The sequence below is a fragment of the Micromonospora sp. NPDC048898 genome (assembly GCF_043198035.1).
Lineage (GTDB): Bacteria > Actinomycetota > Actinomycetes > Mycobacteriales > Micromonosporaceae > Micromonospora.
On sequence record NZ_JBICUF010000015.1, the window covers coordinates 118,133 to 143,554 of the forward strand.

The 25,422-nt window shown below is 69.6% G+C and carries 18 protein-coding genes; 14 read left to right on the forward strand and 4 right to left on the reverse strand.

Annotation, left to right across the window (positions count from 1 at the left end):
- Nucleotides 1-263 precede the first annotated feature (263 nt).
- The 3 genes from ACGFIQ_RS29255 to ACGFIQ_RS29265 all read right to left on the reverse strand — a co-directional run bounded on the left by ACGFIQ_RS29255 (nucleotide 264) and on the right by ACGFIQ_RS29265 (nucleotide 2,025).
- Nucleotides 264-779 carry a hypothetical protein gene (locus tag ACGFIQ_RS29255; protein ID WP_393248711.1) on the reverse strand — a complete coding sequence of 172 codons (516 nt, stop codon included), beginning with the start codon at nucleotides 777-779 and terminating at the stop codon, nucleotides 264-266.
- Nucleotides 766-1,203, reverse strand: a complete 438-nt coding sequence (locus ACGFIQ_RS29260) for a MarR family winged helix-turn-helix transcriptional regulator (protein ID WP_393248712.1) — start codon at nucleotides 1,201-1,203, stop codon at nucleotides 766-768. Before ACGFIQ_RS29260 ends, ACGFIQ_RS29255 begins: the two co-directional genes overlap by 14 nt.
- A 180-nt stretch (nucleotides 1,204-1,383) precedes the next feature.
- Nucleotides 1,384-2,025 (reverse strand): response regulator, encoded by a 642-nt coding sequence (locus ACGFIQ_RS29265; protein ID WP_393248713.1) that lies wholly within the window; start codon nucleotides 2,023-2,025, stop codon nucleotides 1,384-1,386.
- Between the two features lie 561 nt (nucleotides 2,026-2,586).
- Here ACGFIQ_RS29265 and ACGFIQ_RS29270 point away from each other — a divergent pair.
- The 14 genes from ACGFIQ_RS29270 to ACGFIQ_RS29335 all read left to right on the forward strand — a co-directional run bounded on the left by ACGFIQ_RS29270 (nucleotide 2,587) and on the right by ACGFIQ_RS29335 (nucleotide 21,925).
- Nucleotides 2,587-3,450: a universal stress protein gene (locus tag ACGFIQ_RS29270; protein ID WP_393248714.1), complete on the forward strand. Its 864-nt coding sequence runs from the start codon at nucleotides 2,587-2,589 to the stop codon at nucleotides 3,448-3,450.
- Between the two features lie 126 nt (nucleotides 3,451-3,576).
- On the forward strand, nucleotides 3,577-6,141 hold the full coding sequence (gene adhE / locus ACGFIQ_RS29275; protein WP_393248715.1) for a bifunctional acetaldehyde-CoA/alcohol dehydrogenase: 2,565 nt from the start codon (nucleotides 3,577-3,579) through the stop codon (nucleotides 6,139-6,141).
- Between the two features lie 40 nt (nucleotides 6,142-6,181).
- Nucleotides 6,182-6,751, forward strand: coding sequence for an SRPBCC family protein (locus tag ACGFIQ_RS29280; protein ID WP_393248716.1), 570 nt, complete (start codon nucleotides 6,182-6,184; stop codon nucleotides 6,749-6,751).
- Nucleotides 6,748-7,701, forward strand: coding sequence for an Acg family FMN-binding oxidoreductase (locus ACGFIQ_RS29285; protein WP_393248717.1), 954 nt, complete (start codon nucleotides 6,748-6,750; stop codon nucleotides 7,699-7,701). Before ACGFIQ_RS29280 ends, ACGFIQ_RS29285 begins: the two co-directional genes overlap by 4 nt.
- Nucleotides 7,698-8,174 carry a nitroreductase/quinone reductase family protein gene (locus ACGFIQ_RS29290; RefSeq protein ID WP_393248718.1) on the forward strand — a complete coding sequence of 159 codons (477 nt, stop codon included), beginning with the start codon at nucleotides 7,698-7,700 and terminating at the stop codon, nucleotides 8,172-8,174. The genes ACGFIQ_RS29285 and ACGFIQ_RS29290 overlap by 4 nt, the downstream gene beginning before the upstream one ends.
- Nucleotides 8,175-8,290: 116 nt before the next feature.
- On the forward strand, nucleotides 8,291-10,693 hold the full coding sequence (locus tag ACGFIQ_RS29295) for a phosphoketolase (RefSeq protein ID WP_393248719.1): 2,403 nt from the start codon (nucleotides 8,291-8,293) through the stop codon (nucleotides 10,691-10,693).
- Nucleotides 10,694-10,937: 244 nt separating this feature from the next.
- Nucleotides 10,938-13,595, forward strand: coding sequence for a pyruvate, phosphate dikinase (gene ppdK / locus ACGFIQ_RS29300; protein WP_393248778.1), 2,658 nt, complete (start codon nucleotides 10,938-10,940; stop codon nucleotides 13,593-13,595).
- 10 nt (nucleotides 13,596-13,605) lie between these two features.
- Nucleotides 13,606-13,917, forward strand: coding sequence for a hypothetical protein (locus ACGFIQ_RS29305; RefSeq protein WP_393248720.1), 312 nt, complete (start codon nucleotides 13,606-13,608; stop codon nucleotides 13,915-13,917).
- A gap of 165 nt (nucleotides 13,918-14,082) precedes the next feature.
- On the forward strand, nucleotides 14,083-16,320 hold the full coding sequence (gene pflB, locus ACGFIQ_RS29310) for a formate C-acetyltransferase (RefSeq protein WP_393248721.1): 2,238 nt from the start codon (nucleotides 14,083-14,085) through the stop codon (nucleotides 16,318-16,320).
- Nucleotides 16,320-17,069: a pyruvate formate-lyase-activating protein gene (pflA, locus tag ACGFIQ_RS29315; RefSeq protein WP_393248722.1), complete on the forward strand. Its 750-nt coding sequence runs from the start codon at nucleotides 16,320-16,322 to the stop codon at nucleotides 17,067-17,069. The genes pflB and pflA overlap by 1 nt, the downstream gene beginning before the upstream one ends.
- A gap of 121 nt (nucleotides 17,070-17,190) precedes the next feature.
- Nucleotides 17,191-18,150 (forward strand): Acg family FMN-binding oxidoreductase, encoded by a 960-nt coding sequence (locus ACGFIQ_RS29320; protein WP_393248723.1) that lies wholly within the window; start codon nucleotides 17,191-17,193, stop codon nucleotides 18,148-18,150.
- An 84-nt stretch (nucleotides 18,151-18,234) separates the two neighbouring features.
- Entirely contained in the window at nucleotides 18,235-19,197 is a 963-nt protein-coding gene (locus ACGFIQ_RS29325) for an Acg family FMN-binding oxidoreductase (RefSeq protein ID WP_393248724.1), read from the forward strand.
- 107 nt (nucleotides 19,198-19,304) lie between these two features.
- Nucleotides 19,305-21,029 carry a GAF domain-containing protein gene (locus ACGFIQ_RS29330; RefSeq protein WP_393248725.1) on the forward strand — a complete coding sequence of 575 codons (1,725 nt, stop codon included), beginning with the start codon at nucleotides 19,305-19,307 and terminating at the stop codon, nucleotides 21,027-21,029.
- Between the two features lie 311 nt (nucleotides 21,030-21,340).
- Nucleotides 21,341-21,925, forward strand: a complete 585-nt coding sequence (locus ACGFIQ_RS29335; protein WP_393248726.1) for a DoxX family membrane protein — start codon at nucleotides 21,341-21,343, stop codon at nucleotides 21,923-21,925.
- 231 nt (nucleotides 21,926-22,156) lie between these two features.
- Here the strand turns inward: ACGFIQ_RS29335 and ACGFIQ_RS29340 are convergent, their stop codons facing one another.
- Entirely contained in the window at nucleotides 22,157-24,865 is a 2,709-nt protein-coding gene (locus ACGFIQ_RS29340; RefSeq protein ID WP_393248727.1) for an RICIN domain-containing protein, read from the reverse strand.
- Between the last annotated feature and the right edge of the window lie 557 nt (nucleotides 24,866-25,422).

Sequence of the window (25,422 nt, forward strand, 5' to 3'; positions counted from 1 at the left end):
ATCCTGGCTCAGGAAGGCACCACTCAGCGCAGGCCCGCCCATGTCCGATGGGGCGCTGGCGGGTCGGTGGGCCGAGCGACGCCGCACTCACAGCGCCAACGCCGCGTGGCCAGCGCGATCCACTGGTTCTGCAGCAAGATCGCCACGTGCCGCTGCCCCAGGCGGCATGAGTCTGGGGCAGCAGCGATGCGCAGGCGGAGTCCCGCCCACTGACAACCTCACCCAAGGTAGGGGTGAGGTTGTCAGTGCCATTCAGATGGTGTTCAGCGGGTGGCGTGCTCGCCATGGTCGCTGACCTGCGCGTCGAACCAGTGGTGCAGAGCATTGCGGAGCTCGCTGTCACTGGTGGTGTAGGTGACGCGTCCCCCGCCGGGGATGGTTTCGTAGTCAATGGTGATGCGTCCGCCGTGTGCGCGTAGCGCTTGCAGGCCGGGCATCTGGTTGCCGTGGATCGCGGCCGGATCGGTGAAGTCGCCGCGGCGGAAGCGGGAGGTTTCCTCGTGCAGGTGCTGCTGGATGAGGGCGACCTGGTTGGCGTCCTGCGGGTCGTCGGCGGTCACGGTTTGGACGCCGCCGCTACCGCTCTTGGTGAACTGGTGCGTGGTGCTTTCCAGGTCGAACGGCATGACTGACGCGCCCCGCTCGGCCACCTCGGCCTGTCGGCTGGAGGTCACCGGTGTCGGCGTCGAGTCGTCGGCACATCCGCCGCTGAGGGTGATGATGGTGGCGGTGGCAGCGACCATGAGCAGGGTCCGGGAGTGGCGGTCAGGACGGTTCATCGGCGGCCTCCGCGAGGGTTTGCAGCGCGCGCACCACGGCGGCGTGTTGGTCATCGGGTACGCGAGCGAGCAGAGCGGTGAGCCGGTGCCGGCGGGCGTCGGCCTGCCGAGCGGCAGCGGTGGTTCCGGCGTCGGTGAGGAGCAGCACGACGCCGCGGCCGTCATTGTCGGCCGTCTCGCGGTGCACCCAACCCCGGTTGACCAGGTTGGTGACCAGGCGGCTGACGGTGCTTTTCTCCAGCCGCAGCCGGCGGGCCAGTTCCGTCTGACGGATGCCTGCCTCGCGGGCGATTTCCACCATGGCGTGCGCCTCGGAGACCGGCAGTGGCTGTCCGCATGGCGTGCGATCGGGCTGATGGAGGCCGAAGTTGCGGATGAAACGCATCAGGGCCTCCTGCGCCGCATCCACCTCCTCGCCCTGCATGGTTCGACAATACAACCAAATTGTTCGATGACACAACCACTTCGGCGGACAGCTACACCGAACAGGCGGTCAAGCCCTTCGCCGGCGTGCTCGACACCCAGGGACTGGCCGGCACTCACCGGTCTGCGCCACCGCGGCGACCGGCACCACCGTCATCATTTTCGGCTGCGCCCCTCCGGGTCAGTGTGGGCGCTCACCGAGCAGCTTGGTGGCCAGCACCGCAGCCTGGGTGCGGCGTTCCAGACCGAGTTTGGCGAGCAGGCTGGACATGTAGTTCTTGACGGTCTTCTCGGCGAGGAACATCCGGCCGGCGATCTCCCGGTTGGTCAGGCCCTCGGCCACATATTGCAGGATCCGGCGTTCCTGGTCGGTCAGACCGGCGAGCTCGCGCGGCTGCTCGACGCCGTTGCGAATGCGCTCCAGGACTCGCTGGGTGACTGCGGGGTCGAGCAGTGACTGCCCGGCCGCCACTCGGCGTACCGCGTCGACCAGGTCGGTGCCCTTGATCTGCTTGAGCACGTATCCGGCGGCACCGGCCATGATCGCCGCGAACAACGCCTCGTCGTCCTCGTACGAGGTCAGGATCAGCCCTTTGATCGTCGAGTCCACAGCCCGCACGTCACGACACACGTCGATGCCGTTGCCGTCCGGCAGCCGGGCGTCGAGCACCGCGACGTCGGGCCGCAACGCTGGGATCCGCCGGGTCGCCTCCTGCGCCAGACCGGACTCGCCGACCACCTGGATGTCGCCGGCGGCCTGCAGCAGGTCAATCAGGCCGCGACGGACGACCTCGTGGTCGTCGAGCAGAAAGACACGGATCATGCGTCCTTCCTACCCTGCCGTGGAGCTCGACACCAGCGGCGGCACCCCTTCCGTCCAGGCGGAGAGTGAGGCCACGTGTTGGCACCGGCCGGGGCCTGTCGGCCCACGGAGAGCCGCCGTTCGGCACAGCCGGAAGCGACACACGCTGCTCAGGTTGGTGAGCGAGGAGTGCGTCCGCGACGCGCTGCCCGGTTCTGATGTGGCCAGCTCCCGCGAGGCCGGTTCGTCCCGCACCAGCTAGGCCGGCGAGGGTCGGAAGACCTGCGATGACGGGACCGCATGCTCTGCCGCTTGGGCGGGGGAACTCCGAGGATCGAAGCAGAACGTGGGAGGAGCCTGGCATGGGGCCTACGGAGATCATCGCAGCAGCCGACGGCACGGGATGCGGCCGGACGCTCGATGTCGCCGCGAAACGCGGCACTGGTGGTGCTCGGCATCAGCAGTCATGGCGGGTTCGCCAGCCTGTGGCCGGCTCGGTGAACCAGCAGTTCGCCACCCGCGCACCGCGCCCGTGCTGCGCGGATCGAGCGCGGCCGACCGTACCGAGAAAGGAGTCACGTCATGACCACCAAGAAGATCATCGTCGGTTACGACCTGTCGACCGAGGCCAGGGCCGCTGCGACCTGGGCTCTGGACGAAGCCGCCCGCACCGGCGCCCCGGTGGAGTTCTTCTACGCCTGGGAGTGGCCCACCTGGGCACCCGCGGCGTCGATGATCCCAGCGTCGGATGCTTGGCCGGACGGCGAATTGGAGCGTTCCCTGCGCGGCGGCCTCGATGAGGCGGTGAGCGCAGCGACGCTGAGCCACCCCGGCGTGCGCACCACGATCTCCATCGTGCACGCACCCGCCGTGCTGACCCTGATCGACAGCTCTGCCGAGGCGAGCGTCGTGGTGCTGGGCAGCCGTGGCCACCACGCGATCGCCGCGATGGGGTCGCTGACCGTGGCGGTCAGCGCCCACGCCCACTGCCCGGTCGTCGTGGTACGCGGCGTGCCCGCGCCGGACGCCCCGGTGGTGGTCGGTGTGGACGACTCCGACTGCGCCCGGCTCGCGCTCGAGTTCGCGATCGAGCAGGCTGCCGCCCGCAACGTCCCGCTGCGGGTCATCCGCGGCGGCACCTTCGCCGCCAGCCTGGTCGAGGAACGCCCGAGCGTGGTGGAGCAGATCATCCGGCAGCAGAGCGACGCCGTCCGCGAGCTACTGGCCGAGTGGCACCAGAAGTACCCGGACGTGCAGGCGACCGCGACATACCTGGCCGAGCACCCGGCCGACGCGCTCACCGAGGCGGCCGCCGAAGCGCAACTGGTGGTGGTCGGCAGCCGTGGGCGCGGTGCCCTCCGCGGGATGCTGCTGGGCTCGGTCAGCCAGCACCTGCTGCACCGGTCGCCGTGCACGGTGGCGGTGGTCCGGGAAATCCCGGCTTGAACCCTGGCCTTGGCACCTGGACCGTGGCGCGGGCCGGTGGTCCCGTCCTCGCGGGTCCATCGGCCGTGCCGCTACCGATCGACGGAGACCTACGTTCTAGAGGACGGACCGACGGAGGGCAGAAGGATGATCGTGACCTTGGTTGAGAACGGTCTCAAGGCGTTGGCCGACTACGACTCCTACGACCAGAAACAGGTCGACGAGATCGTGAAGAAGGCGTCGGTGGCCGCGCTCAGCCGGCACGCCGAACTCGCGATGCTGGCGGTCGAGGAGACTGGCCGCGGCGTGTTCGAGGACAAGGCGGTGAAGAACATCTTCGCCTGCGAGCACGTCACCAACCACATGGCCGACATCCGTACCGTCGGGGTGATCGCCCAGGACGACATCACCGGGATCACCCAGATCGCCGAGCCGGTCGGGGTGGTGGCCGCGGTGACGCCGGTGACCAACCCGACCTCGACCACCATCTTCAAGGCCCTGCTGGCCCTCAAGACCCGCAACCCGGTGATCTTCGCCTTCCACCCGGCGGCGCAACGTTGTAGCCAGGAGGCCGCCCGCACGGTCCGCGACGCGGCCGTCGCCGCCGGCGCGCCGGAGCACTGCGTCCAGTGGATCGAGGAGCCGTCGGTGGCCGCGACGAACGAGTTGATGCAGCATCCCGGTGTCTCGGTGGTCCTGGCGACCGGCGGTAACGCCATGGTCCGAGCCGCCTACTCCACGGGCAAGCCGGCGCTCGGCGTCGGTGCCGGCAACGTCCCGGCGTACCTGGAGGCTTCGGCCGACGTGGCCCGCGCGGTCAACGACGTGGTGCTGTCCAAGTCGTTCGACAACGGCATGATCTGCGCCTCCGAGCAGGCCGTCATCATCGACGACGCGATCCGGCCCACCGCCCTTGCCGAGTTCCGGCGACTGCACACCCACGTCGCGACGCCGGAGGAGAAGTCGCTGCTGGAGACGCTGCTCTTCGGCACCGGAAAACTCAACCCGGACGTGGTCGGGCAGTCGGCGACCTGGATCGCCGAACACGCAGGTTTCCCGGTCGCCCCGGACACCTCGATCATCCTGGCCCCGGTCGACCGGGTCGGCCCGGCCGAGCCGCTGACCCGGGAGAAGCTCTGCCCGGTGCTCGCCCTGCTGTCGGCCACCGGTCACGACCAGGCCTTCGCGTACGCCGAGCAGATGGTCGAGTTCGACGGTCTGGGCCACAGCGCCGTCATCCACACGCAGGACGCGGATCTGGCCGAGGCGTACGGCCGTCGGGTCAAGGCCGTCCGGATCATCTGGAACGCACCGGCCTCGCAGGGCGGCATCGGCGACATGTACAACGCCTTCCTGCCGTCGCTGACGCTGGGCTGCGGCAGCTACGGCCACAACTCGGTGTCGCACAACGTCACCGCGGTCGATCTGATCAACATCAAGCGGGTTGCCCGGCGTACGAACAATCTGCAGTGGTTCAAGGTTCCGCCGAAGATCTACTTTGAGCCGAACGCGATCCGTTACCTCGCCGACATGCCCGACGTGCACCGGGTCACGGTGGTCACCGACCACACCATGACCAAGTTGGGGTACGTGGACCGCGTGCTGTCCGTGCTGCACCGCCGCCGCGAGCAGGTGGCTCTGCAGATCATCGACGACGTCGAACCGGAGCCCAGCGTGTCCACCGTCGACCGCGGCGCCGAGTTGATGCGCTCGTTTCGGCCGGACACCATCATCGCGCTCGGCGGGGGTTCGGCGATGGATGCCGCCAAGGTGATGTGGCTGCGCTACGAGCACCCCGAGGTGGTCTTCGCCGATCTGCGGGAGAAGTTCTTCGACATCCGCAAACGCGCCTTCAAGTTCCCCACCCTCGGCACCCTGGCCCAGCTCGTGTGCATCCCGACCACCTCCGGCACCGGGGCCGAGGTCACCCCGTTCGCCGTCATCACCGACACCGCGTCGGGCAAGAAGTACCCACTCGCCGACTACGCCCTCACGCCGAGTGTGGCGATCGTCGACCCGGTGCTGGCCGCCGACCTGCCGGCGGTGGTCACCGCGGACAGCGGCTTCGACGCGCTCACCCACGCGATCGAGTCGTACGTGTCGGTGTACGCCAGCGACTTCACCGACGGCCTGGCCCTGCACGCCATCCGGCTCATCTTCGGCAACCTCGCCCGGGCCGTGCACCACGGCGCCGCCGACCCGCAGGCCCGCGAGAAAATGCACAACGCCGGGACGATCGCCGGCATGGCGTTCGGCAGCGCCTTCCTCGGCATCGTGCACGCCATGTCGCACACCCTGGGCGCCACCTTCCACGTCGCACACGGACGCACCAACGCGATCCTGCTCCCGCACGTCATCCGCTACAACGGAACCGTCCCGAGCAAGCTCACCGGCTGGCCGAAATACGAGAGCTACCGGGCGCCGCAACGATTCGCCGACATCGCCCGCACCCTCGGGCTGCCCGCGGCGACCGACGCCGAAGCGGTCGAAGCTCTGGCCACAGCGATCGAGAGGCTGCGCGACGAGGTCGGCATCGAGCCCTCGTTCGCGGCCGTCGGTGTGGACGAACGGGCCTTCCTCGCGGCGCTGCCGCAGCAGGCGCTCAACGCGTACGAGGACCAGTGCGCGCCGGCCAATCCCAGAATGCCGATGCTCGCCGACATGCAGGACCTGATGCGCGCCGCGTACTACGGATCGGCGACCGCCGGCTGAGTAAGCCGGGAGTGCCGCTTCCGCTCAGGAAGGAGAGGTCATGAAGGGAACTGTGCTCCAACGACCCGGGCGGTGGCTCACGTGGGGAGCCACCATGGGCGAGGTGGCGGCCACTCTGCCCGGCGACGAACTCCTCGCCGACCCGGACATCGTCTCGACCCGGGCAGTCACCATCGACGCGTCACCCGAGGCGGTCTGGCCCTGGCTCGTGCAGATGGGCAGCGGTCGCGGTGGCGCCTACACCTACGACTGGATCGAGAACCTGTTCGGGCTCGACATGCACAGCGCCGACGAGATCCTGCCCCAGTTCCAGGACCTCGCCGTCGGCGACGAACTACCGCTTGGCAAGAACGGGCCCGCCCTTCGGGTCGAGATCCTCGACCCGGGGCGGACGCTGGCGTTCCGGTCCGCCGATGGCGCCTGGGTGTGGGCCTTCCACCTACGGCCACACCGGGCGGGTACCCGGCTGATCAGCCGCAACCGGATGGCGCTGGCGGGCAGTCCGCGACCGGCTCGGATCGCGTACCGCCTGGTGATGGAACCGGGCAGTCTGATCATGGAACGCCGGATGCTGCTGGGTATCAAACAGCGCGCGGAAGGCGCGTCATGAACATGCTCGCCCGGTGCGTGGCGGCCGCGACGCTAGCTCCCTCGCTGCACAACAGCCAGCCATGGCTTTTCCGGGTCACTGGCCGGGAAGTGCGGGTGTACGCGGACCACAGCCGCCGACTCGACGCGCTGGACGCGTCCGGGCGCGAGCTCCTGATCAGTGTCGGTGCGGCCCTGTTCACGCTGCGGCTGGCGCTGCGGGCAGAGGGTTGGCGCACGACGTACGCCCTCTTCCCGGAGGCGGACTCGCCCGACCTGGTGGCCCGGGTGCTGCTCGATCGCGAAGCCCCACCGCCGGAAACCGTGACGACGCTGGCCGAAGCGATCGCCAGGCGGCACACCAACCGGTGGCCGTTCGCCGACTCGGCGGTGTCCGCTGACGCGATCGAGGAGCTGACCGTGGCCGCCGCGGACCAGGGTGTGGCACTCACGGTCGCCGGTCCGGTCACCCGCAATGCCATCCTGGGGCTCGGGCAGCAGGCTGAGCGCCGACTGCGCACGAGCGGCCGCTACCGGGCCGAGCTGAGCCGCTGGACGAGGCCCGCGTCGGGCCGCCGCGACGGCATCCCAGCCGCCGCCATCGGACCGTGGGACGCCCTCGAACGGATGCCGATCCGAGACTTCGGCCTTGTCCACCCGCAACCCTGGCGGACCAGTGAGTTCTTCGAGGCGCACCCGACCATCGCCGTGCTCGCGACGCTCGGTGATGGCCCGCACGACTGGGTACGCGCCGGTCAGGCCCTTCAGCACGTCCTGCTGGCGGCCACCCGGTTGAGGCTGGCCACCACTCCCATCAGCCAACCGGTCGAGGTTCCGGCGATCCGCGAACTGCTCACCGACACCGCGGCCGGCCGTTGGGCGCAGATGATCATCCGGATCGGATACGGACCACAGGCTGCGGTGGCACCGCGCCGGCCGCTGTCCGAGGTTCTGCGAAGGAGCGACAAGTGACAATTCGACGATCATGGCGCGCCCGGATGTACCGGGGAGGGCGTCCCGGTCGCCTGGCGCGGGTGCTCAACCGGATCGCCGCCGCCCAGCACGGCAGCGGATTCCTGGCACCGTCGGCCTGGGTGACTCTGCAGGTGGTCGGCCGCAGTACCGGGCGGACGGTGGCCGTGCCGTTGGTGATGACCATTCATGACGGCGAGCGCTACCTGGTCTCGATGCTCGGAAGCCGGGCCAACTGGGTGGCCAACGTCCGGGCCGCCGACGGTGCGGCCACCCTGCGGCGTGGCCGGCGGGAGCCGGTCCGGCTGGTCGAGGTCGACGTGGCGGAACGAGCCTCCATCCTGCGCGAATATCTCGCCAAGGCACCGGGTGCCCGCCCGCACTTCCCGATCGACAGGCATTCCTCACTCGCTGAGTTCACCGCGATGGCGCCGGAGTACCCGGTATTCCTGATCAGAGCGGCGGTGCCCTGAGGTCCCGGAGCGGGGGGCCAAAGGTCCTTAGGCGGACGGCTTCCGGCCCTGGGTGGCCGACCCCGGCTGGGCCTAGCGTGACTCCTGACAAGCCGAGATCTGTGAAAGGAATCGCCGTGACCGCGGTCGTATCCCAACCCCGTACGCTCGCCGAGCTCGACGACACCGAACTCGCCCGTCTGGACGCGTGGTGGCGGGCGAACAACTACCTGACCATCGGACAGATCTACCTGCAGGGCAACCCGTTGCTGCGCGAGCCCCTGTCGACTGAGCACATCAAGCCGCGCCTGCTCGGTCACTGGGGAACCAGCCCCGGCCTGTCGCTGATCTACGCGCACGTCTCCCGGCTGATCCGGCACACCGGTCAGCAGGCGATCTACCTGGCCGGTCCGGGTCACGGCGGCCCGGCACTGGTGGCCGCCGGCTACCTGGAAGGCACCTACAGCGAGGTCTACCCGGACGTCAGCCAGGACGAGGCCGGGATGCTGCGCCTGTTCCGGCAGTTCTCCAGCCCGGGTGGTATCCCGTCGCACGTGTCGGTGACCACCCCCGGCTCCATCCACGAGGGCGGCGAGCTGGGCTACGTCCTGGTCCACGCGTTCGGCGCGGTCATGGACAACCCGGACCTGCTGGCCATCGCGGTGGTAGGCGACGGTGAGGCCGAGACCGCGCCACTGGAGGGCTCCTGGAAGGGCGTGTCCTTCCTCAACCCCGAGCGCGACGGTGCGGTCCTACCGATCCTGCACCTCAACGACGCCAAGATCTCCGGTCCCACCGTGCTGGGGCGAAAGGACCCCGAGGAGGTACGCAGCCTGCTGCGTGGCCACGGCTACGACGTGATCGAGGTCGAGGGCTCCGACCTGCCCGGCATGCACCACCGCTTCGCCGCTGCCCTCGCCACCGCCTGGACGAGGATCCGCGAGATCCAGACCGCCGCCCGTGACGGTTCCTGGGACGGTACCCGCCCGACCTGGCCGCTGATCATCCTGCGGTCGCCGAAGGGCTGGACCGGTCCGGACTCCGTCGACGGGATCACCGTCACCGGGACCTGGCGGTCGCACCAGGTGCCGCTGTCCGGCGTCAAGGACAACCCGGAGCACCTGGCACTGCTGGAGCGCTGGCTCAAGTCGTACCGTCCGGAGGAGCTGTTCGATTCCGCCGGCGCGCCCGTGGCGTTGATCCGGGACCAGGCTCCCGACGGTGACCTGCGGATGAGTGCCAGCCCGCATGCCAACGGCGGGGTGCTGACCCGGGACCTGGACCTGCCGGACTTCCGTGCCTACGCGGTCGACGTGCCCCGGCCCGCACAACAGCGGGCCGAGTCGACGCGCAAGCTGGGCGAGATAATGCGCGACATCTACACCCGCAACGCCGACCGGTTCCGGTTGTTCTGCCCCGACGAGACCAACAGCAACCGGCTCGGTGCCATCTTCGACGTCTCCGACCGCGCCTTCATGGAGCGAGTGACGCCGGAGGACGTGGCGCTCAGCCGCCACGGCCGGGTCATGGAGGTGCTCAGCGAGCACAACTGCCACGGCTGGCTGGAGGGCTACAACCTGACCGGTCGGCACGGCATGTTCGCCACGTACGAGGCGTTCGCCATGGTCAGCGCGTCACAGACCGTGCAGCACGGCAAATGGTTGCAGGAGGCCAAGAACCTGCCGTGGCGCGAGAAGGTGCCCAGCCTCAACGTGCTGCTCACCTCGACGGCGTGGCGCAACGACCACAACGGCTTCTCCCACCAGGGGCCCGGCCTGATCCAGGTGGTGCTCACCCAGCGCGGCGACGTCGCCCGGGTCTACCTGCCGCCGGACGCCAACACCCTGTTGTCGGTGGCCGACCACTGCTTCCGGTCGCGGTCGTACATCAACCTGATCGTGATCGACAAGCAGCCACAGCTGCAGTACCTCTCCATGGACGAGGCGATCGAGCACTGCGCGCGCGGCGCGGGCGTCTGGGACTGGGCCGGCACCGACGACGGCACCAGCGACCCCGACATCGTCCTCGCCTGCGCCGGCGATGTCGTCACCATGGAGACGGTCGCTGCGGCACAGATCCTGCGTGACCGGCTGCCCGGCTTCAAGGTCCGCGTCGTCAACGTCGTCGACCTGATGACCCTGGTCCGGCCCAAGGACCACCCGCACGGCATGAGCGAGACCCTGTTCACCGAGCTGTTCACCGACACCGTCGACGTGGTGTTCTCCTTCCACGGCTACCCCGGCGCGATACACCAGCTCGTACACGGCCGCCCCGACGCGGACCGGTTCCGCGTCCGCGGCTTCATCGAGCAGGGCACGACCACCACCCCGTTCGACATGACGGTCCGCAACAAGGCGTCGCGGTACCACCTCGTCATGGACGCCATCAACAACGCCAAGCGCCTCCCCCGCGGCGCCGCGGACCTCAAGGCGTGGTGCCAGAGCCAGCTCGACCGCCACGAGACGTACGTGGTGGAGCACCTGGAGGACATGCCCGAGGTGCACGACTGGGCGCTCGGCGACTGGGCCGCACGCGGCTGAGCTTTACCGAGACGGTGGCGCCGGCCGGCGCCACCGTCTCCCGACGCTGCCCGGCGGCAGCGGCAAGACCTCGGAGCGGGTGGCGGTCAGCCACCCGCTTCCTTGCTTCCCACCGGTACCGGTAGGAGCCGCAATGACACAGGTCAGAGCGTCTCGCCAGGGCCCGTCGATGGGGGTCGTCCGGCCCTACGGCGAAGAACCCCGAGCGGTCTACAAAGGAAGAAAAGGAAGGGGTGACAGTGCCATGACCCGATACGTCTACGACTTCACCGACGGCAACAAGGACCTCAAGGACCTGCTCGGCGGCAAGGGCGCCAACCTGGCCGAGATGACCCTGATGGGCCTGCCGGTGCCGCCCGGGTTCACCGTCACCACCGATGCGTGCCGCGCCTACCTGCACACCGGCACGATGCCCGCGGGCCTACTCACCGAGGTCGAGCACCACCTGCGGCTGATGCAGACCCGGATGGGCAAGACCTTCGGCGACGCCGCGGATCCGCTGTTGCTGTCGGTGCGCTCGGGTGCCAAGTTCTCGATGCCGGGGATGATGGAGACGATTCTGGATATCGGCCTGAACGACGCGAGTGTCGTCGGACTCGGCCGGCAGAGCGCGGATGAGCGGTTCGCCTGGGACTCGTACCGGCGCCTGATCCAGATGTTCGGCAAGACGGTTTTCGACGTTCCAGGGGACGCTTTCGAGGAGGAACTGACGGCCGCCAGGTCGATCGCGGGCGTCGCAACGGACCCGGAACTCGACACGAATCAACTGCAGGACCTGGTACACGCGTACAAGAAGGTGTTCCACGAGCACAGCGGCCGGGACTTTCCGCAGGCGCCGCACGAACAGCTGTTCCTGGCGATCGCAGCGGTGTTCCGCTCGTGGAACGCCGAACGCGCCATCGTGTACCGCCGGCAGGAGCGCATCCCGCAGGACCTCGGCACCGCGGTCAACGTCATGGCGATGGTCTTCGGCAACCGGGGGGCGAACTCCGGCACCGGGGTCGCCTTCACCCGGGACCCGGCCACCGGCCGGCGCGGCGTCTACGGCGACTACCTGCGCAACGCTCAAGGAGAGGACGTGGTCGCCGGGATCCGCAACACCGTGCCCCTGGCCGAGCTCGTCACCATCGATCCAGCGAGCCACCGGCAGCTGCTGTCGATCATCAAGCGGCTCGAACAGCGTTACCGCGACCTGTGCGACATCGAGTTCACCATCGAGAACGGCACGTTGTGGATGCTGCAGACCCGGGTCGGCAAGCGCACGCCGGCCGCCGCGTTCGTCATCGCCGCCCAGTTGGTCGACGAGGGCAGCATCACCCTGGACGAGGCACTGCAGCGGGTCACCGGCGAACAACTGGCCCAGCTGATGTTCCCCAGTTTCGACACCACCGCCACTCCCCCGCCGCTGACCACCGGCGTGCCGGCCTCTCCGGGCGCGGCCGTCGGCGCCATCGTCTTCGACTCCGCCGCCGCAGTGGCGGCGACCGAGCCGGTCATCCTGGTGCGCCGGGAGACCAACCCCGACGACCTGTCCGGCATGATCGCCGCTCACGGCATCCTCACCTCGCGCGGCGGCAAGACGTCGCACGCCGCGGTGGTCGCCCGCGGCATGGGCAAGACGTGTGTCTGCGGCGCCGAGGAACTGCGCATCGACGGCGACGCCGTCACCGTGGCGGGTCGCACCCTGCACGCCGGTGACATCATCTCGATCGACGGGACCACCGGAAAGGTCTACCCGGGATCGGTCCCCGTGCGGCCCTCCGCGGTGGTGCGGTACTTCGAGGGCAAGCTGGCGGCGGACGGTGACCCGCTGCTCTCCGCGGTGCAGCGGCTGATGATCCACGCCGATCGCCAGGCCCGGCTCGCCGTGCACGCCAACGCCGACACCGGCGCCGACGCCGCCCGAGCCCGCCGCTTCGGCGCCACCGGGGTCGGCTTGTGCCGCACCGAGCACATGTTCCTCGGCGACCGCCGCCGGCTGGTCGAGCGGCTGATCCTCGCCGAGGACGACGCCACCCGCGCCGAAGCCCTCGACGCACTGCTGCCCCTGCAGCGGGCCGACTTCGAGGAGCTGTTCGCCGCGATGGACGGGCTGCCGGTGACCGTGCGGCTCATCGACCCACCGCTGCACGAGTTCCTGCCCCCGCTGGAGGAGCTGACCGCCCGGGTGGCCCGCGCGGAGGCGCTCGGCGTGGACCCGGGCCACGACGGCAGACTACTGATTGCGGTGCGGCGCATGCACGAGCAGAACCCGATGCTCGGGCTGCGCGGCGTACGTCTGGGCCTGGTGATCCCGGGTCTGTTCGCCATGCAGGTCCGCGCGATCGCGCAGGCCGCGGCCGCTCGCATCGCCGCAGGCGGCGACCCCCAACCGGAGATCATGGTTCCGCTGGTCGGAGCGGTTCAGGAACTCGAGACGGTACGCGCGGAAGCGGAGTCGGTACTGGCGAGCGTGCCTGGTGCGCCGCCGATCCGGCTCGGCACCATGATCGAGGTGCCCCGGGCCGCCCTGACCGCCGGGCAGATCGCCAGCGTCGCCGAGTTCTTCTCGTTCGGCACGAACGACCTGACCCAGATGACGTGGGGCTTCTCCCGCGACGACGTGGAAGGCGCGTTCTTCCGCCGGTACGTCGAGTTGGGCATCTTCTCGGTGTCACCGTTCGAGAGCATCGACGGCGACGGCGTGGGCGAGCTTGTCCGCACCGCCGTCGAGCGCGGCCGTGCCACGCGGCCCGATCTGACCGTCGGGGTCTGCGGCGAGCACGGCGGTGATCCGGCTTCGGTGCGGTTCTTCCACCACGCGGGCCTGGACTACGTGTCCTGCTCGCCGTTTCGGGTGCCGATCGCCCGGCTCGAAGCCGGTCGTGCCGCGAGCGCAGCGGCCGGCTCGGACAGCCGGTAGGAGGTCAACGATGACGACGACTGTGACACCGGTCCGCCGTGGCGATCGGGAGATCGGCGCCTACATCGACGGACGCTTCGTGCCGGCCGTGGATGCCACCACCATCGCGGTGGCCGCGCTGGCAACCGCGGCGGTGACCACCGCGGCGGTGTCGGCGGGCCTGGCCCTGCGTCGACGCCCGGCGATCGGCACGGTGACGATGGGTCCCGGCGGCTGGATCAGTCTCAAGCGCACCGGCAGGCCACCGCTGCGCGCCGCTTCGACGAGCCGGCCCTGGTGGGCGCACCTGTTGGGCGCACACCGGCTCGTCGAGCAGCGCTGAGGTGTTCCGCCCACACGCCGCCGGGCCACCATGACCAACCCACCCAGGGCCGACGAGATCGCGCCCGCACCCAGAGGTCCCGGACGGTCCCGACCCGTCCGGGACCTCTGGCCCTGAACCGCGGGTGGTCGCTCGGCAAGGCTGGGAGGAGACGAAGGAGGGGCAATGGCCACCACATCCCACGAAGCCTGGCGCGGGTTCCGCGGCACCGGCTGGCGCGAGACGATCGACGTCGGCGGGTTCATCCACGACAACATCGAGCCGTACTCCGGTGGGTCGGAGTTCCTGACCGGGCCGACGCACCGTACCGAGCGAATCTGGCAGCAGTTGCAACGCATGTTCGTCGAGGAGAGCCGTCGCGGGGTCTACGACGTGGACGCCCACACCCCGTCCACGATCACCTCGCACGAGCCGGGCTACCTCGACCGGGACCGTGAACTCATCGTGGGCCTGCAGACCAGCGCGCCGCTGCGCCGCGCGATCATGCCGAACGGCGGGCTGCGGATGGTGGAGGCCGGTCTCGAGGCGTACGGCTTCACCCTCGACCCGGCCGTGCGGACGATCTTCAGCCGATACCGCAAGACGCACAACGACGGCGTCTTCGACGCCTACCCGGCCGACGTGAAGGCCGCCCGCCGCTCGCACATCATCACCGGATTGCCGGACGCGTACGGCCGGGGCCGGATCATCGGCGACTACCGGCGCGTCGCGCTGTACGGGGTGGACCGCTTGATCGCCGAACGCCGGACGGTCAAGGCCTCGCTCGACGCTCAGCTGTCGTCGGAGGAGGTCATCCGCGACCGCGAGGAACTGGCCGAGCAGATTCGGGCGCTGGAGGAGCTGCGATTCATGGCCGGCCAGTACGGTTGTGACATCTCCGGCCCGGCGAGCACCGGCCGCGAGGCGATCCAGTGGTTGTACCTCGCCTACCTGGCGGCCACCAAGGAGCAGAACGGCGCGGCGATGTCGCTGGGCCGGACCGCCACGTTCGTCGACGTCTACCTGCAGCGCGACATCGCCGAGGGCCGGCTCGCCGAGCGGGAGGCGCAGGAACTGGTCGACGACTTCGTCATCAAGCTGCGGATCATCCGGTTCCTGCGCACGCCCGAGTACGACCAGTTGTTCTCCGGTGACCCGACCTGGGTGACCGAGGCGCTCGGGGGGATCGGCTGCGACGGCCGCCCCCTGGTCACCCGCACGAGCTTCCGCTACCTGCAGACCCTGTACAACCTGGGGCCGGCCCCGGAGCCGAACCTGACCGTGTTGTGGTCGCCGGCGCTGCCCGAGGGGTTCAAGCGGTTCTGCACTCAGGTCTCCATCGACACGAGCGCCATCCAGTACGAGAACGACGATCTGATCCGACCCGCGTACAGCGACGACACCGCCATCGCCTGCTGCGTGTCGGCCATGCGGGTGGGTAAGGACATGCAGTTCTTCGGCGCCCGCGCCAACCTCGCCAAGGCACTGTTGTACGCGATCAACGGCGGCCGCGACGAGATGACCGGCGAGCGGGTCTTCGTCGCCGAGCCGATCGTCGACGACGTGCTCGACTACGACGAGGTCCTGGCCGCGTACGACCGGACGCTGGACTGGCTGGCCGAGACTTACGTCGACGCGCTCAACGTCATCCACTACATGCACGACAAGTACGCCTACGAGCGCATCGAGATGGCCCTGCACGACTACCCCGTGCACCGTTTCCTCGCCACCGGCATCGCTGGCCTGTCGGTAGCCGTGGACAGCCTGAGCGCCATCAGGCACGCCCACGTCAAGGTGCTGCGCGACGAGAGCGGTCTGGCCGTCGACTATGCCGTGGACGGGGACTTCCCGGCCTTCGGCAACAACGACGACCGCGCCGACGCGATCGCCGTCGACCTGGTCGAACGATTCATGGCCAAGATCCGGCGGCAGCCCACCTACCGGGGTGCCGAGCCTTCGCTCTCGGTTCTCACGATCACCTCGAACGTGGTCTACGGCACGCACACCGGCAACACGCCCGACGGACGGCGCGCCGGTGAGCCGTTCGCGCCGGGCGCGAACCCGATGAACGGCCGCGACACGCACGGCATGGTCGCCGCCGCGCTGTCGGTCGCCAAGCTGCCGTACCGCTGCGCGCGCGACGGGATCTCGCTGACGATCACCGTCGCTCCGGACGGCCTCGGCCACGCCCGTGACGAACGGATCACCAATCTCGTCGGAGTGCTCGACGGCTACACCGACAGCGGCGGTTTCCACATGAACGTCAACGTGCTGAACCGGGCGACGCTCGAGGACGCCATGGCCCACCCGGAGAAGTACCCGCAGCTGACCATCCGGGTATCCGGGTACGCGGTGAACTTCGTCAGACTCACTCCCGAGCAGCAGCGCGACGTCATCTCCCGGACCTTCCACGGAGCGCTGTGATGACCGTCGTCACCGCACCGGTGACCGGCTCGCTCCACTCCTTCGACATCTCCACCGGAGTGGACGGGCCGGGCACCCGGTTCGTCGCGTTCCTGGCCGGGTGCCCGCTGCGCTGCCTCTACTGCCACAGCCCCGACACCCAGTACCGCCGTTTCGGCCGGCCTACCTCCGTCGACGACCTGCTCACCGAAATCCGCCGCTACGAACGTTTCTTGAAGGTCGCCCGCGGCGGCGTCACTCTCAGCGGCGGCGAACCGCTGCAACAGCCCGCCTTCAGCCGCGAGGTGCTGCGCCACTGCAAGGAGATGCGGCTGCACACCGCCCTGGACACCAGCGGCCTGCTGGGCGACCGCGCCGACGACGCGCTGCTCGACGCCACCGACCTGGTCCTGCTCGACATCAAGTCCGGCGACCCGGCCACGTACCGGACCGTGACCCGCACCGGGCGGCTGACGCCGACCGTGCGGTTCGCGCACCGCCTGGCCGACCGTGGTATGCCGATCTGGGTTCGTTTCGTCCTCGTACCCGGTCTCACCGACGACCCGTGCAACGTCGACGCCGTCGCGTCCATCGCGGCCAGCGTGCCCACCGTCGAACGCGTCGAGGTGCTGCCCTTCCACCGGCTGGGCGCTCAGAAGTACGCCGCCCTCGGCCTGCCGTTTGCGCTGGCGGACACGCCGCCGCCGGATGAGGCGCTGCTGCGTCGGGTCCGTGGCCAGTTCCACGATCGCGGGCTGACGGTGTACTGACCGCCCACTGACGTGGCCGGGCCCGGCGGGTACCGGCTGGCCGGTGGAACGGGACCTTCGGCCCTGAACGGCCGGGGCGGGTGAACGGCAAGGTGGTGGTGACAGATACGGAGGTTTCCCCATGACACCGCTCGAGCAGGCCGCCCGCGCCGCACAGCACGCACCGTCGGTCTTCAACACCCAGCCCTGGAACTGGCGGATCAGCGGCGAGGCGATGGAGTTGTTCGCCGAGGCGGACCGCCGCGTCGACAGCATCGACCCCGACGGCCGGCTGATGCTGCTCAGCTGCGGCGCCGCCCTGCACCACGCCCGCACCTATCTGGCCGCGGCCGGCTGGTCCGTGACTGTCGAAAGCCTGCCCGACCCGGCACGGCCCGATCTGCTGGCCCGAATCGCCCTCGGCCGGCCGGTGCCACCCGATCCCGAGGCGGTGCGCATGGCCGCAGCCATCCCCCACCGGCGCACCGACCGACGAGCCTTCGACGACCGACCGGTGGCCGACACCGAGTTGACCAAGCTGCGTAGCCTCGTCGAGGCGGAGGGCGCCTACCTGCACACGGTGCGACCCGACCAGGTAGCCATGCTCGCCGTCTCGGCCGAGATCGCCGCCGCCGTCGAGCTGGCCGACCCTGCCTACCGCGCCGACCTGCACCGCTGGACGAACCGGCCGGAAAGTGCCGGGGACGGCGTGCCGGCGACCACCGCGGTCAAGCCGGAGCTGCGGCGCGTTCCCGTCCGCGACTTCTTCCCCGATGCCACGGCGAAGCTCACCGCGGGCGCTGTGCACGACCAGGGTGCGGCGTACGTCGTTCTGTTCGGCAACGGCGACGAGCGCGTCAGCCTGCTCCGCGGCGGTGCGGCGCTGTCCGCGCTGCTGCTGCTGGCCACCGCCGACGGCCTGGCCACCGCTCCGCTGAGCGACGCTGTCGAGCCTGAGTGGCCCCGCCATCTGCTGCGCCGCCTGGTCTCCCACATCGGAGAGCCGTACCTGGCGGTCCGGCTCGGCTACCGGCCCGACCGCGTACCCGTGCCCGCCGCACCGCGCCGCGATCCCCGCGACGTCATCACCAACGTGAAGTAGGCCACGACGTACCCCTGACCGTGGCAACCGAAGCAGCGTGCCCGGTTGTCGTCGTCCCCTCGACCAGCGCGAAGGAGACCCGCAGTGGACGGTTACCGCGACGCGGACCTGCAAGCGGCCGCGGAGGCCGGCATCCGCGCGCCGTCGATGCACAACAGCCAGCCGTGGCTGTTCCGACTGCGTGACGGCGGCATCGAGGTCGTCGCCGATCCGGCCCGGCAGCTCGCCGTCGCAGACCGGTCCGGCTGGGCGATCCGTCTGGCATGCGGCGCCGCCACCTACAACGCCCGCCTCGCCCTCGCCATGCGCAGCCGGCCCGCCGAGGTGCACCCGCGCCCCCGCTCCGCCGAACCCGCCGTGATCGCCCGGCTCATCCCCGCCCCGGAAAGGCCACCGACCTACGCCGAGCAGGACCTGTACGCCGCCATCGGCCGCCGGCACAGCAACCGGGCGCCGTTCTGGCCCGAACCGGTGCCGGCGGACGTTCGCATCCGCCTCATCGACGCCGCGCGCAGCGAATCCGCGTGGCTCGACCTGCTGGTCGGCATGACCGCCCTGGCCGGCTTCGCTGAGATCGCCGGCAGCGCCGACCGCGTGCTGCGCCGCGACGCCCGTTACCAGGCCGAGCTGATCAGCTGGATCCACGCCGACGACGCGCCCGACGGCGTTCCGGTGGGTGCCGGCGCACCGCTGCCCGAACCGCGGGACCTGCTACCACAACGGGCTTTCGGCGACCGGCGCCGCGCATCCGCCCGTGCGCACGAACCCGAACCGCTGGTCGGCGTCCTCGGCGTGGCCGGCGACGGGCCGGTGGACCAGATCAACGCCGGCCAGGCCCTGCAGAAGGTTCTGCTGACCGCAACCGACGCCGGCCTGGCCACCTCGATGATCTCGCAACCGATCGAGGTACCAGCCGCCCGTGACCAGCTGCGGCGCTCCCTCGGCCGGACCGGATACCCGCAGCTCGCCCTGCGCATCGGCCACGGCACGCCCGGACGACCCACCCCGCGGCGGGACGTCGCCGACGTCGTCGTCCGTGCGAGCTGACGGACCGGCGGCCGGCCTTCTATGGTGGCGGGCCACCGCCGACGGCCGCGCAAATGGACGGCCGGCCGTCGGTCCGTAATCCGTGGCCCGGCATTAGTCTGGCCGACATGGTGGAACATCCGTCGGCGGACGACCGGATCGAACGGCCGTCGCTCGGGCTCAGTCCGCTTTCCCGTGTCCGGCTCGACGAACTCCTGCAGGAGATGCTCGACCGGGTCGGCGAGGTGATGACAAGCCGGGAGCGCCTGCGAGCGCTGCTCGACGCGGTCGTGGGCATCGGCACGGATCTGGACCTGCGCAGCACCCTGCAACGCATCGTGGGGGCAGCGTGCGCGCTCGCCGGCGCCCGTTACGGCGCGCTCGGCGTACTCGGCGCCGATCGCACCGACCTGAGCGATTTCATCACCCACGGCATCGACCCGGCCGCGCACGCCAGGATCGGCGACCTGCCGCACGGCCGCGGAATCCTCGGCCTGCTGATCACCGACCCACGCCCGGTGCGGCTGCCCGACATCACCAGACACCCCGACTCGTACGGCTTCCCACCGCACCACCCCCCGATGCACAGCTTCCTCGGCGTGCCGGTCCGCACCCGCGACCAGATCTTCGGCAACCTCTACCTCGCCGAAAAACAGGGCGCCGACGAGTTCGGCCAGGACGACGAGGAAATCGTCGTCGCACTGGCCGCGGCAGCCGGAGTGGCCATCGACAACGCCCGGCTCTACGAACTGGCCCAGCGCCGCGAGCGCTGGCTCGCCGCCACCGCCGAGATCACCAGCGTGCTCCTCGGCACCGTCCAACGCACCGAGGCGCTGCGGCTTATCGCCCGGCGCGCCCGTGAGGTGTCCGGCAGCGAACTCGTCCTGGTCATGCTGTACGACGAGGTCAACGCCAGATACTCGATCGAGGTGGCCGACGGCACCGATCCGTCGTATGGCGAACTCGCCGGCAAGCTCGTTCCCGTGGAGCCGGCCGCCGCGGCGGCGTTCGGGAAGGAGAAGTTCCGCGCCGTCGAAAACCTTCGAAGCGCCATCGAATGGCCATGGCCGGTGCCCGACGGTCCGGCGATGGCCGTACCGCTCGCCGGCCCGGACACCCTGCACGGCGTACTCATCGTGGCTCAACCACCCGATCAGTCATCCGGCAACGAGGACGCCGCACTGCTGTCGACCTTCGCCGGGCAGGCCGCCCTGGCCCTCGAACGGGCCCGGGCTCAGGAGGAACGTCAGCAGCTCGTGTTACTCGAGGACCGGGAACGCATCGCCCGGGACCTGCACGACGTGGTCATTCAGCGGCTGTTCGCCACCGGCATGCAACTGCAGGGCGCTGTGCACCAGGCCGGAAGGCCGGAGGTGGCCAAGCGCATCAACGCCGCCGTCGACGACCTCGACGCCACCATCCGCGACATCCGCCGCTCGATCTTCGAACTACGGACCCCGACCGGCCCGTCCCTGCGCGCCGAAATGAACGAGGCGGTGGCCACGGCAGCCGAGACGCTCGGATTCCGGCCCGTCCTGGACACCTCCGGCCCGGTGGACAGCGCCGTTCCCGACGACATCAAGCCCGAACTGATCGCCGTACTCCGCGAAGCCCTGTCGAACATCGCCCGGCACGCCGAAGCCACCAACGCCCGGGTTTCGCTGCGGGCCGCAGACGGCGAAGTCGTCATGTGCGTCGAGGACGACGGCAAGGGCTTCGACCCAGCCCTCGCCCGCGGCGGCGTCGTCAACATGGGCGAACGCGCCCAAGATCTGGGCGGCAGCTTCGAGGTCAGCGCCGCACGCGTAGGCACCGGGACAACACTGACCTGGCGGGTCCCGACCGGCGGCTGAGAACGCTGGCCCCACCCGGGGATTCCCCGGGGCGGAGAGCAGCAGCCGAGCAGGTCCAGACGGGGTGGCGCAGCCCCGAGGCTCCAGACACGCCGCCGGACCGCGGCCGGACAAGGCGGCGGAATGGTGTCCTACCGTGGACGATCAGCTCGACGAGCATGGCTTGCGGCTCGTGGACGCCGGGGCACGCCAGCGCGCCTCGGCCAGTGATCAGGACTTTGGTCCCGTACGAGTCGGGTGGTTCGACCCGGGCGGCGAAGCTTCGACCGGAGCAGAGTCGGGGGTGGAAGAACAACCGAGGAGGAGCCAAAATGAACACCATCGACCGGAGCCGTACGGCGCACCTCGAACACGTCGAGGCGCCCGGGGCCATGCTCACCAAGACCGCCGCCCGGGCCCTCGCCGTGCTACGGATCTCCACCGGGTTCGTCTTTGTGTGGGCGTTCTTGGACAAGGCCTTCGGCTTCGGCTACGCGACCCCCTCGGCCAAGTCGTGGATCAACGGCGGGTCACCGACCAAGGGTTTCCTGGCCAATGTCGAAGTGGGACCGTTGCAGGGCTTCTTCCACAGCATCGCCGGTGACGCCTGGGCCAACTGGGCCTTCATGCTCGGCCTGCTCGGTATCGGCGTCGCGCTCATCCTCGGCGTCGGAATGCGCCTGGCCGCGGCGGCGGCCGGCGTCATGATGGCCATGATGTGGGCAGCCGAATGGCCGCTCGCCCAGCACACCAGCGCGGGCAAGCCGAGCGGCTCCACCAACCCGGTCACCGACTACCACGTCGTCTACGCGATTGGCGCCATCGTGCTCGCGCTGACCTACGCCGGGCACACCTGGGGCCTGGGCCGGCAGTGGGCCAAGCTGCCCTTCGTGCAGAAGAACCGCTGGCTGATCTGACCGAAGCGATCGCGAATGCCCGGCCGGGACACCGGTCGGGCATCGCCCCGTCGAACTCCAACATGGTCACGGATGGCTTTCTTGCGAGGTGAGGTTGACGTCGGCCGTCCTGCGGGATGGTCACCGATTGGATCGCGGCCGACCCGGGGGCACGGTTCGTGGCCCCGGGTCGGCGCGACAATCGGCAGCCCGTTACCGGCGGCCGAACGTGACACTCACCTCTGCTACTGGTCAGGCGGGTACGAACTGCCACTGCTGGTTGGTCCCGCCGTTGGCGGCCCACTGCACGACCTGCGCCCCGTCACTTGTCGAGGCACCGGAGACGTCGGCTACCAGTCCGCTGCTGCGGGCGACGATGGTGTAGTAGCCGTTACCGGTGGGCCGCAGGTACCACATCTGGTTGGCGCCGCCATTTGCCGACCACTGCTGCAGTTGCAGGCCCTGCGTGGTGCTGCCGGCGTTGACGTCGAGCACCTTGCCGGAGGCGGTGTAGCGCAGGGTGTAGGCGTCCTGCGTGGCGCTGATCGTCCACGTGGGGGAGCCGCTCTGCTGGACCGCCTTGGCACCGTCGGCGGTGGAGTTACCGGCGATGGCGAGGGGCTTGCCGCTGTTGCGGTTGACGATGCGGTAGGTGCCTGCCGCGGGCCCGGTTCCGCCGCCTCCACCAAGGTTGAAGTACTCGACCGAGTCGGTGAAGACGGTGCTGCCGGACTTGGCGGTCGACAGCTGCAGGTACACGCGGCTGCCGGTGGCGGGGGCGGTGAAGGTCACCGGCTGGGTGACCCGTGTGCCGAGTGGGATGGTCAGGTTGCTGTTGCCGGACGCGACGACCGCGCCGGTCGGGCTGTCGAGCCGGGCGGTCCAGGCGAAGTTCACCGAGGTGTTGGTGAGGTCGTCGTTGAACACGGTGATGTTGCGGGTCACCGTGGCGTTGCGGGCGTAGCTGGGCACCGCCTGCGGCAGCGGGAAGTTGCCGTTCGAGTCCGAATTGCCGGAGGCGGACCAGTAGGGGAGGTCGATCGCGGCCACCGGGTTGAACGCCGCCTGCACGCGCTGGATCTGCGGGTTGCTCCACGGGTCGGGCAGGTTGTCGACGCCGTAGATCGGGTGACCACCCTCCTCCGGGGTGAAGTCGGTGGACCGCACGCCGGGCACGACGCTGGCCCAGGCGGACAGCAGGGTGTACGGACGCAGGTCGGTGGCGCCCTTGCCACGCTTGGCGGCAGTCGCGGTGGCGAACCACTCGAAGCCCTGCTTGTTGTTGCATGCCGGCCAGATGAACTCGCCCTCGCCGTCGGGCCGCCCGTTCACGGTGACCAGGCCCTCCCCGTACCTGCCGAAGCCGTCGACGTAGTGCGGGATCACCGCGAAGTTGGAGTACGTCATCCCGGGATACAGGCTGACATTGTTGCCGACGCCCACCTCGACAATGATCGGCCGGGTGCCGTCGGCGCCGTTCATCGCCGCGTACAGGTCCTTCTCGAACTGTTCGGAATCCTGGCCGCTCTGGTTCGGCTCGTTGTTCTGACTCCAGCGGATGATCGCGGGGTGGTTGCGGTCGCGCAGGACCAGCGCACGGGCGTGGTTGATCATGTTTTCGCGCCCGACGGAGTTCTGCCACTCCTGCGAGGACTGGGAGCCGCGAATCGCGACCTCGTCGATGATCATCAGGCCCATCTCGTCGGCGACATCCAACATGTACGGGCTCCCGGGCTCCTGGTGGATGCGCACCACGTTGTAGTTCAGCCGCTGGTAGTTGTCCACCGCCTGCGGCCAGCCGCCGTTGCCGGACGACGGGGGCAGGAAGCCGGGCAGGGTGTGGTACGCGTCGCCCTTGCCGCCGTTGTTGATCCGGTCGTAGTCGGCACCCTGGAGGTTGTCGCCGCGGAAGTTCACGCGCACGCCGTTGAGGTAGTAGTAGTCACCGTTCTGGGTGGCCTCCCGGAACCCGAACCGGTACTCGGCGTCGCTCGTCCGGCCGTCGTCGGTGACGGCATGCACCGTCAGCTCGTGCAGCTGCGCCCGGTATCCCGACCGGTACGGCACGTTGGGCCACCAGTACGAGGTGCTGTCGAGGTTCCACGCGACCGGCCCGACGGTCACGGTCGCGGTCGAGCGGGCCGCCACGGTGACCGTACGGCTGGGCAGTGCCGGGTAGCTGAAAGCCGTTCCGTTGTTGGACGCCAGCGACCCGGTCAACGTCACCGACCGGGAACTGCCCGACGTGTTCCGCACCGTCACGTCGTAGGTCAGCGTCTTGTTCGCCACCGACGTACGCACGAATGTGTCGCTGACGTACACCGCCGGGTACACCCGCAGGAACGCGGACCCGAAGATCCCCTGCGGGATGGCCTCGGACCACGTGGCGGCGTCGGGCACCAGGTACCGGCCGTTGGATGCCTTCAACGCGCCGCGGCCCTTCACGTTCACGGTGATCGTGTGGGTGGTGCCGGGCGCCGCGTATGCACTGATGTCGAAGTTCGACGGGGTGAACGCCGTCGTCTGGGTGGCGACCACCCGGCCGTCGACCGACAGTGTCGCCTGGTGGTTGACGGCGCCGAACTCGATCCAGGTCGACTGCGGTTGCCCCGAGTCCGGCACGGTGATGCTGCGCGAGTACACCGCCTCGTTCACGGTGGTGAAGCCCTGCTTGTACCAGCCGCCACCGGGTACCGCGATCGTGGTCGCCCCCCGACCCGCGGGCGTGAAGTTCCACGTCCCGGCCAGGTCGACCGAGGTGATCGCGGCGTTGCCGGCCGCCACACCGTCAAGGCCGGCGGCCGCGACACTCTGCGTCGCGACCGGCGCGGCCAGGGCCGATCCGGGGGTCGCCAGGGTCAGACCACCCAGCGTCATGGGCAGGGCGAGCGCCACGGTCGCGGCAAGCCCTCTGGCCAACGCCGACAATCGGCCACCCCAGTGGACGTTCGTACGATGCACGGTTACCTCCTGTGACTCATCCGCCAGCTCCGCAACACCGGTTCAGGGCACAGCCTCACGGCCGATACTCGAATCGATTCGACGAATCTGCCGGCGTCGCCGACCACCCGGGAAGGGTGACTGCGGCCCAGATACATAGCTATGTATTAATGGGCGCGTCGCGCGTGAAGTCAAGGTTTCAGGACGGTTACTCCCTGCTCCTGACGCCTCGCAAGCTTCGAGTGGCCGCCGATGAATACGACTCCTCCGGAGCACTGGGGCATCGCGCTCAGGCATTCGGTATCGCCGGCCCACCGACGCGGCGCCGATCGAATAGCGAACCGATTCGCCTCTGCGGCCCCCGGCCGCGTGACACGTCGAAGGCGTGGACAGCAACGCGGTCCTCGGCGAAGTCGGCGGGCGGCGCGGCCTGACTTGTTCGGTTCAAAACCGGAGTTAGGGTGTTGCTAGGGAACGTGCTTCGCCAGCGTCACGGGCGGGTTACGGGCTCTTTACGGTGAGAGTCTGACTGCGTAGACATGACTGCGCAATCATACAGGACTATGGCCGACCATGGG

Excerpts from the sequence above, each read along its gene's own strand:
- ACGFIQ_RS29255 (WP_393248711.1), bottom strand. The coding sequence starts at position 779 with ATGAACCGTCCTGACCGCCACTCCCGGACCCTGCTCATGGTCGCTGCC.
- ACGFIQ_RS29260 (WP_393248712.1), bottom strand. The coding sequence starts at position 1,203 with ATGCAGGGCGAGGAGGTGGATGCGGCGCAGGAGGCCCTGATGCGTTTC.
- ACGFIQ_RS29265 (WP_393248713.1), bottom strand. The coding sequence starts at position 2,025 with ATGATCCGTGTCTTTCTGCTCGACGACCACGAGGTCGTCCGTCGCGGC.
- ACGFIQ_RS29270 (WP_393248714.1), top strand. The coding sequence starts at position 2,587 with ATGACCACCAAGAAGATCATCGTCGGTTACGACCTGTCGACCGAGGCC.
- adhE (WP_393248715.1), top strand. The coding sequence starts at position 3,577 with ATGATCGTGACCTTGGTTGAGAACGGTCTCAAGGCGTTGGCCGACTAC.
- ACGFIQ_RS29280 (WP_393248716.1), top strand. The coding sequence starts at position 6,182 with ATGAAGGGAACTGTGCTCCAACGACCCGGGCGGTGGCTCACGTGGGGA.
- ACGFIQ_RS29285 (WP_393248717.1), top strand. The coding sequence starts at position 6,748 with ATGAACATGCTCGCCCGGTGCGTGGCGGCCGCGACGCTAGCTCCCTCG.
- ppdK (WP_393248778.1), top strand. The coding sequence starts at position 10,938 with ATGACCCGATACGTCTACGACTTCACCGACGGCAACAAGGACCTCAAG.
- ACGFIQ_RS29305 (WP_393248720.1), top strand. The coding sequence starts at position 13,606 with ATGACGACGACTGTGACACCGGTCCGCCGTGGCGATCGGGAGATCGGC.
- pflB (WP_393248721.1), top strand. The coding sequence starts at position 14,083 with ATGGCCACCACATCCCACGAAGCCTGGCGCGGGTTCCGCGGCACCGGC.
- pflA (WP_393248722.1), top strand. The coding sequence starts at position 16,320 with ATGACCGTCGTCACCGCACCGGTGACCGGCTCGCTCCACTCCTTCGAC.
- ACGFIQ_RS29320 (WP_393248723.1), top strand. The coding sequence starts at position 17,191 with ATGACACCGCTCGAGCAGGCCGCCCGCGCCGCACAGCACGCACCGTCG.
- ACGFIQ_RS29330 (WP_393248725.1), top strand. The coding sequence starts at position 19,305 with ATGGTGGAACATCCGTCGGCGGACGACCGGATCGAACGGCCGTCGCTC.
- ACGFIQ_RS29335 (WP_393248726.1), top strand. The coding sequence starts at position 21,341 with ATGAACACCATCGACCGGAGCCGTACGGCGCACCTCGAACACGTCGAG.